The organism is Variovorax sp. YR752 (assembly GCF_943372545.1).
The window spans coordinates 21,379-28,065 of record NZ_CALRZC010000097.1 but is presented as its reverse complement, the minus strand read 5'-3'; the positions used below and the strand labels follow the sequence as shown (position 1 = coordinate 28,065).

The following is a 6,687-nucleotide window of genomic DNA, read 5'->3' as shown; positions in this document are numbered from 1 at the left end:
CGGCGATCGGCAGCGGCTGCGGCGGTGGCGGCGACACCGCCGCAGCCCCGACGGCGGCTCCTGCTCCCGCACCTGCACCTGCACCCGCACCCGCACCCGCACCTGCACCCGCACCCGCACCTGCACCTGCACCTGCACCTGCACCTGCACCTGCACCTGCACCTGCGCCCGCACCTGCGCCCGCACCGGCCAGCTCCAACGTCAGCGGCGGCTATGCCGGCACCGTCACGGGCGGCGGCAGCGCCGCGGCGGTCACGGTCGCCGACGCTGCGCAGATGCAGGCGGCGCTCGACGCCTACACCGGCAATGGCGGCCTGGTGATCCGCTACACGGGCAGCTTCGATTTCTCGACCATCACCGACACCTGCGCGCAGTGGCAATTGCCCGACGGCGCCATCGTCGAGATCAAGAACAAGAGCAACATCACCATCGAGGGTGCGGACGGCTCATCGGCGAATTTCGGGTTGGCGATCAAGGCCGACGCCACCAACATCGTCATCCGCAACATGACCATCGGCCTGCTGCCCGGCTCGATCGATGCGCTCGGCATCGAGGGCCAGGGTGGCAAGTTCCCGGGCCAGATCTGGATCGACCACAACACGCTGTTCAGCAGCGTGACAGACTGTCCCGGCGCCGGCGACCTGGAGTTCGACGGCCTGATCGACAACAAGGCCGGCGCGCACCACATCACCTACTCGTACAACCACATCCATGACCACCAGAAGGTCGGCCTGATCGGTTCGAGCGACAGCGACATCAGCGACCGCTTCATCACCTACCACCACAACCACTACCAGAACGTCAACTCGCGGCTGCCACTGCAGCGTGGCGGCTACACCCACCTCTACAACAACCTCTACAGCGGCGTGCTCACCTCGGGCGCGAACATCCGCATGGGCGGCTATGCGCTGATCGAGGGCAACCACTTCGAGAATGCGCAGAACCCGGTGACCTCGCGCGACAGCCCCACGATCGGCTACTGGGAACTGCGCAACAACAACATCCAGGGGCCGGCCGACTTCAGCCGCTTCAACATCACCTGGGTTGCCAGTTCCTCGTCACCCTCGCGCGACGCGAGCGACTGGACCACCACCGCCGCGTTCCCGGTCACGCTGCCCTACACCTACACGGCGCAGGATCCGGCCTGCGTGAAGCAGGGGCTGGCCGCTGTCGCCGGAGCGGGCAAGGCGCTGGCAACGCTGAGCTGCGACTGAGTCCGGCCGGGTTGAAACCGGGCTGAGCCGGGCTGAGCCGGGCAGGCCGCGGCGCCGGGGCCGCCGGCCCGGCGCAGGCCCGCTCCTACAATGGCGGAACCATGCGCAAGCTCTTCGTCACCACCGCCCTGCCCTACGCCAACGCTCCGTTCCACGTCGGGCACATGATGGAGTACATCCAGGCCGACATCTGGGTGCGCTTTCAGCGAATGATGGGCAACGAGGTGCATTTCGTCTGCGCCGACGATGCGCACGGCGCGCCGATCATGATCGCGGCCGAGAAGGCCGGCGTGACGCCGCAGGACTTCGTCGCCCAGATCGCCGCCGGCCGCAAGCAGTACCTCGACGGCTTCCACATCGGCTTCGACAACTGGCACTCGACCGACGGGCCCGAGAACCACGAGTTCGCGCAGGACATCTACCTGAAGCTGCGCAAGCAGGGCCTGATCGCGGTGCGTTCGATCGAGCAGTTCTACGACCCGGTCAAGGGCATGTTCCTGCCCGACCGCTACATCAAGGGCGAGTGCCCCAAGTGCGGCGCGAAGGACCAGTACGGCGACAGTTGCGAAGTCTGCGGCGCCGTCTACACGCCCACCGAACTGAAGAACCCGTACTCGACGCTGACCGGCGCCACGCCGGTGATGAAGAGCAGCGAGCACCACTTCTTCCAGCTCTCCTCGCAGCGCTGCATCGACTTCCTGCAGCAGTGGACGCACGAGACCGGCCGCCTGCAGCCGGAGGTGCTGAACAAGATCCGCGAGTGGTTCGCCACCGACGATCAGGGCCACGTCGGCCTGTCGGACTGGGACATCAGCCGCGACGCGCCCTACTTCGGCATCCGCATCCCCGACACCGAGGACAAGTACTTCTACGTCTGGCTCGACGCGCCGGTGGGCTACCTGGCCTCGCTGAAGAACTACTTCGGCAAGACAGGGCGCGACTACGACGCCTTCTTTGCCGACCCGGCCGTCGAGCAGATTCACTTCATCGGCAAGGACATCACCTACTTCCACACCCTGTTCTGGCCGGCGATGCTGCACTTCAGCGGCCGCAAGACGCCGGACAAGGTGTTCGTGCACGGCTTCATCACCGTCAACGGCGGCGAGAAGATGAGCAAGAGCCGCGGCACCGGCATCTCGCCGCTGAAGTACCTCGAGCTGGGGCTGAACGCCGAGTGGCTGCGCTACTACATCGCCGCCAAGCTGAATGCCAAGGTCGAGGACATCGACTTCAACCCGGAGGACTTCGTCGCCCGCGTCAACTCGGACCTGGTCGGCAAGTACATCAACATCGCCAGCCGCTCGGCCGGCTTCCTCGCCAAGCGTTTTGCCGGCAAGCTGTCGTCGGACATCGGCGTCGAGGGCCGCACGCTGCTCGACGCGCTGCGCGCGCATCGCGCCGAGGTCGAGCGTCTCTACGAAGAGCGCGAGTACGGCAAGGCGCTGCGCGAGATCATGCTGCTGGCCGACCGGGTCAACGAGTACGTCGATGCCAACAAGCCCTGGGAACTGGCCAAGAAGCCGGGGCAGGACGCGGTGCTGCACGATGTCTGCACGGTCTGCATCGAGGCCTTCCGCGTGTTGACGATCTACCTCAAGCCGGTGCTGCCGGCGCTGGCCGCGCAGGTCGAAGCCTTCCTGCGGGTCGCGCCGATGGACTTCGCCGACGCCTCGCGCGCCCTCGGCGGCCACGTGATCGGCGAATACAAGCACCTGATGCAGCGCGTCGATCCGGCTCTGCTGGAGCAGCTCTTCGAGGCGCCGAAGATCGAGCTGCCGCCGCCCGGCGGCGAGGCGATCGCCGCGGAGATCAAGGTCGACGACTTCGCCAAGGTGGACCTGCGCATCGCGAAGATCGTCGCCTGCGAGCAGGTCGAGGGCAGCGACAAACTGCTGCGCCTGACGCTGGACGTCGGCGAGGGCCGCACGCGCAACGTCTTCTCCGGCATCAAGTCGGCCTACCGGCCGGAAGACCTGGTCGGCAAGTTCACCGTGATGGTCGCCAACCTGGCGCCGCGCAAGATGAAGTTCGGCGTCAGCGAAGGCATGGTGCTGGCCGCCAGCCACGCCGACGAGAAGGCAAACCCCGGGCTCTACGTGCTCGAGCCGTGGCCGGGCGCGACACCGGGCCTGCGCGTGCGCTGAGCGTTGGCCGATCCAGCGGTCAGCGCTTCCAGGGGCGCCTGACCGCCGCGAAGCGCTTCAGTTCCGGCGCGCACGCAGCGATCAGCTCGGCCCGGCGCGCTGCCAGCCAGCCGAGCGCGAACAGCGTCGCCGGATCGCGCGGATCGCCGCCGCGCAATGCGTCCAGCGCGACGGTGACGTCGTTGAGCGCACCGAGCCGCTCCTGCAGGGCCGAGAGCGCGCGCAGGTAGCGCGCCACCTTCTTCGCCCCCCACAACCCCTGCGCGAACTCGACGCCGTAGCGCAGCCGCTTGACCTGCCGGCGCAGGCGGTGGCGGCCCTCGTCGTCGAGCGCGCCGAAGCCGGCTGCCGCGGCCGCCACGCTGCGGTGCCAGCGGTTCAGGCGACGGGTCAGGTGCGCGGCGGCGGGCTCGTCGGGCAGCGCATCGGCAGCCGGCGCGGGCGGCGGCAGCGTCTGCGCCATCACGTCGAGCAGCAGCGCCTGCGCCGCGGGCGCGCGAACCAGCACAGCCGGATCGGCCACTTCGCCGGACGGCAGCACCGGCGCGTCGAGCGCGAGGCCGGTGGCGGCCAGCGCCTGCGCCAGTTGCGCGCGCAGCGGCCCCGCCACCGCCGCGGCATCGCGCGCCGCCCCCAGCGCCCGGAACAGCGCGGCAGCCGGCTCGGCCAGCGCGGCGACCCCGCCGTCGGACTCGAACAGCCGCAGCGCGGTGCGCAGCCGGCGCAGGCCGACGCGCAACTGGTGCACATGCTCGTCACCGAAGTCGCCGCTGGCGACCTGGCTGGCATTGACCACCACCTGCTGCAGGCATTCGCGCAGCACCGCGCGGTACGCATCGGCCAGGTGGGCGTCATCCGTCAGCGTCACCGTCTTGGCCTTGCGCGCCGGCGCACGGTCCTGCCCGGCGGCCAGCAGCGTGCCGCGTTCGGCCTTGCTGCGTGTGTCCAGCCACAGGCCGTGGCGCAGCACCCACGAACGCGCAGTCGCCAGCAGCGCCGCCGGTTCGCCGCGCAGCAGCTCGATCTCCAGTTCGCACAGCGGCAGCGAGCGGTCACCTGCCGCGATGGTGCCGCGGTCGAAGGCCAGCTCCAGCACCGCGCCGCGCACACGCAGCGTGCGCACGCTGCGGCGCACGTCGGTGCGGTACTGGCAGCGCAGCGGAGAACCGGGCAGCGTGTCGAGCAAGCGGCGCAGGGAGTCGCCGGCCGGCGTGCCGTCGTGCAGCGAGGGATCGAGCGCCGGCGGTTCGGCACCGCGCTGCGGGCGCACGACGTTGTGCTCGTGGCGCGCCAGGGTGTCGCCGCTGGCCGCCTTCAGCGTCTGCACCCAGCGCGGGCCTTCGCGGCGCAGGCGCAGCGCGATCTCCCTGTTCGCGAGGTCACGCGCCTCGGTGTCGAAATAGGCCGCCTGCAGGCGCAGCACCACCGGCGCGGCCGCACGCCCGGCCACGGCCGCCGCCACCGCATCGCGCCGCGCCGCCGGCACCTGGAACTTCAGCTCGATCTCCGTCATGCCGCGATCGTGACAGAGCCACCCCGCAGCTTGATGAAACTCCTGCCCGCGCGCTGCGATATGCTCCCGCGGTCATCACGGTTCCAGAACGACAAGTGGGCTTCCTCGACGACCTCAAACGCCAGGCCGAAGCGGCCAAGGCAGGACAAACCATCGATCTGGCCGCTGCCGAGCGCAACACGCTGCTCGCCGAGGCGGCCTGCAAGACGGTCTTCACCTACATAGACACGCTGATCCGACAGCTCGACGTGCTCAAGCCGGTCTCGAAGGTCCGCTATGCGCTGGACCGGCGCACCTCCTTCGAGCAGTTGCCGATCGTCGACCTGAAGATCGACGCGCGGCGCAAGAAGCTGCGCGGCAACGATGTCTACGACTACATCGCGATGCACGGCCGCCTGCGCAGCAACCAGAAGCTGGCGCTGGTGAAGGACTTCCTGCCCGACATCGAGAAGATCGACGCCCGCCTGCGCCAGGGCGGCGCGCCGGTGCATGCGCAGGCGGTGCGCAACCCGGACAACAACAAGCTGCAGGAGATGCGCTACGAGCTGATCGTCGACTTCGCGCTCGCCGTGCACGTCACGCCCGACCACGACCACGGCCGGCTGCATTTCAAGATCATCAACTTCGACGGCTTCGAGACCATCACGCTCGAACTGCCCGCCATCGAGGTCGGCTCGGCGCGGCTGGACGAACTGGCCAAGTGGCTGCTCGGCGAGCCGCACCAGTTCTTCGCCGGCGCGCAGAACCTGAAGCGCGTCGAGGCCTGAGCAGGCGCCTGGTCAGCGCAGCCGCCCCGAGCGCGCCTGCTCGCGGGCGATCTCGATGAACTCCTGCACCACCTCGCGGGTGCGCGAGCCGCGCCGCCAGACCAGGCCGACGTCGATGGTCGGCACCGCATCGCCGAGGCTGCGCGCCTCGATGTGCTGCGCGTCCAGCGTCCACGGCCGGTAGAGGAAGTCGGGCAGGATGGCGATCGCCGCGCCGACGCCGATCAGCGAACGCACCGCCTCCAGCGAGCCGGTGCGCATCATCACCCGCGGCTGCAGGCCGTAGCGGGCCCAGACGGCGCGCATCACGCCCTCGATGCGGTCGGCCTCCAGCACCACCTGCGGGTGGGCCGCGCAGTCGGCCAGGCTGAGCGAAGGCTGTTCGGCCAGGCCGTGGCTGGCGGCCATCCAGACGCGGTTCTGCGAGCGCGTCAGTTCCTCGACGACCAGCGCATGCGGGTCGCCCAGCGCATTGCTGACCATGATCGCCAGATCAAGCTCGCCGTTGATCAGCAGGTGCTCGAGGAAGGGCGGCGAGTCCTCCACCACCTGCACCTGCACCGACGGGTGCGAACGCGCGAAGCGGGCGAACAGCTCGGCCAGGTAGTAGCCGGCCACCAGGCTGGTGACGCCGACGACGAGGTTGCCGGACAGCGTCTCGGGCCGGTCGTTGTCGACCATGCCCGCCTCGGCGACCGCCGACAGCACCTTGCGCGCGCTGGCCTGGAAGCGGTAGCCGTGCTGGGTCAGCACCATGCCGCGGCGGCTGCGCTCGAACAGGCTGGCGCCCAGCGTCGCCTCCAGCTCCTGGATGCTCTTGGTCAGCGCCGACTGCGCGATGTTGAGCATGCGCGCCGCACCGGCCACCGAGGCCGACTCGGCGACGGCCAGGAAGTAGCGGAACTGCTTGAGGGTGAAGTGGCGCTGCATGAAGGAATCCGGATCCGGGTTGCACCGGATATCGCAAAAACAGAACGACAGGGCTGCCAATATTGAACTTTCCTTTGCCGAGGTCAATGCGGAACACTGCGCCGTCCTTCGGCCCGCCT

The 6,687-nt window shown here is 69.1% G+C and carries 5 protein-coding genes; 3 read left to right on the top strand and 2 right to left on the bottom strand.

Features of this window, described 5'->3' with window-relative positions; translation table 11 throughout:
• Together AAG801_RS21855 and metG are read left to right on the top strand one after the other, a co-directional pair.
• Window positions 1-1,214: polysaccharide lyase family 1 protein (locus AAG801_RS21855; protein ID WP_341890246.1), on the top strand; the 1,214-nt coding region annotated here is incomplete at its 5' end.
• A 101-nt stretch (window positions 1,215-1,315) separates the two neighbouring features.
• Complete coding sequence (gene metG, locus AAG801_RS21850) at window positions 1,316-3,358, top strand: methionine--tRNA ligase (protein ID WP_341890245.1); 2,043 nt, start codon at window positions 1,316-1,318, stop codon at window positions 3,356-3,358.
• A gap of 19 nt (window positions 3,359-3,377) precedes the next feature.
• Here the strand turns inward: metG and AAG801_RS21845 are convergent, their stop codons facing one another.
• Window positions 3,378-4,871, bottom strand: a complete 1,494-nt coding sequence (locus AAG801_RS21845; protein ID WP_341890244.1) for a CYTH and CHAD domain-containing protein — start codon at window positions 4,869-4,871, stop codon at window positions 3,378-3,380.
• Window positions 4,872-4,966: 95 nt separating this feature from the next.
• On the opposite strand from AAG801_RS21845, the gene AAG801_RS21840 reads away from it, so the two are divergent.
• Window positions 4,967-5,638, top strand: coding sequence for a hypothetical protein (locus AAG801_RS21840; RefSeq protein ID WP_341890243.1), 672 nt, complete (start codon window positions 4,967-4,969; stop codon window positions 5,636-5,638).
• A 12-nt stretch (window positions 5,639-5,650) separates the two neighbouring features.
• Here the strand turns inward: AAG801_RS21840 and AAG801_RS21835 are convergent, their stop codons facing one another.
• A complete protein-coding gene (locus tag AAG801_RS21835; protein ID WP_341890242.1) occupies window positions 5,651-6,568 on the bottom strand; it encodes a LysR substrate-binding domain-containing protein in 918 nt (305 codons plus the stop codon).
• Between the last annotated feature and the right edge of the window lie 119 nt (window positions 6,569-6,687).